1 protein-coding gene is annotated in these 1,308 nt (G+C 66.2%); it reads left to right on the top strand.

The window, feature by feature from the left end; translation table 11 throughout:
* Positions 1-1,308, top strand: a 1,308-nt coding sequence (locus HUW62_RS47280) for a condensation domain-containing protein (RefSeq protein WP_176438192.1), incomplete at both ends; no start/stop codon positions are given.

Here is a 1,308-nt window from a genome sequence, read left to right as displayed (position 1 = left end):
CCTTCGACCTGGCCCGTGGTCCTGTCGTCCGCACCTCACTGCTCCGCTTGGATGAGACGCAGCACCAGCTCCTCGTCACCGTCCACCACATCGCGTCCGACGGTTGGTCCATCGCCGTCATGGTCCGTGAGTTGGCGGCGCTCTACCGCCAGTTCTCCGGCGGCGAGGCCGCCCAGCTCGCACCCCTGCCCATCCAGTACGCCGACTTCTCCGTCTGGCAGCGTCAGTGGCTCCAGGGCGACGTCCTCGCCGAAGAGCTTGCCTGGTGGAGACAGCAGCTCTCCGGCGCTTCCACCTCGCTCGATCTGCCCACCGACAGGCCGCGTCCCGCCGCCCAGACGTATCGCGGCGCGGTGCTCCCCATCGACCTGACTCGTGAGCTGTCTCAAGCCGTGAAGGCCTTGGCTCAGCGCGAAGGCGCCACGCCCTTCATGGTGCTGCTGGCATCCTTCCAGCTCCTGCTCTCTCGCTACTCGGGCCAGGATGACATCTCCGTCGGCTCGCCGGTCGCCAACCGCAACCGTGCCGAGACCGAAGGCCTCATCGGATTCTTCGTCAACACGCTCGTCCTGCGTGCACGCATCAATGGCAGCCAGTCCTTCCGCGAGCTGCTCTCACAGGTGCGCCTGTCCACCCTGGCCGCCTACGAGCACCAGGACGTCCCCTTCGAGAAGCTTGTCGAAGAGCTCCAGCCTCAGCGCGACCTGAGCCGTTCTCCGCTGTTCCAGGTCTCGCTCACGCTGCAGAACGCCCCCGAGGAGGCTCTTGCTCTCGCGGGTCTTGAACTCACTGCACTGCCCGCGGATATCAACACGTCGAAGTTCGACTTCAGCCTCCTGTTCACAGAGGCGGAGCAGTTCTCCGGCATCATCAATTACAACACCGACCTCTTCGACGCGGAGTCGATGCAGGGACTGCTCCGTCACTTCTCCGTGCTGCTCGAGGCCGCGGTCTCTCAGCCCGAGCAATCGCTGAGCGCGCTTTCCCTGCTGTCCGCCCCCGAGAAGCAGCAGGTGCTCACCGGGTGGACCGGCACCACGTCCGCCTACCCGCGCGACGCTTCCATCCACTCCCTCTTCGCTCAGCAGGCTGCTCGCTCGCCCGACGCTGTCGCTGTCGTCTCCGGCGAGGAGTCGCTCTCCTACGCCCAGCTCGACTCGCGCTCCAACCAGCTCGCTCACTACCTGCGCTCGTTGGGTGTGCTTCCGGGCTCTCGCGTCGCTGTCCGCCTTGACCGCTCCGCGGACCTCATCGTCTCCCTCCTCGCCATCCTCAAGGCGGGGGCCGCCTACGTCCCTCTCGACAAGG

This window comes from Myxococcus sp. AM011 (assembly GCF_013372595.1).
Classification (GTDB): domain Bacteria; phylum Myxococcota; class Myxococcia; order Myxococcales; family Myxococcaceae; genus Myxococcus; species Myxococcus eversor.
This window is presented reverse-complemented; position numbering and strand designations above follow the sequence as displayed.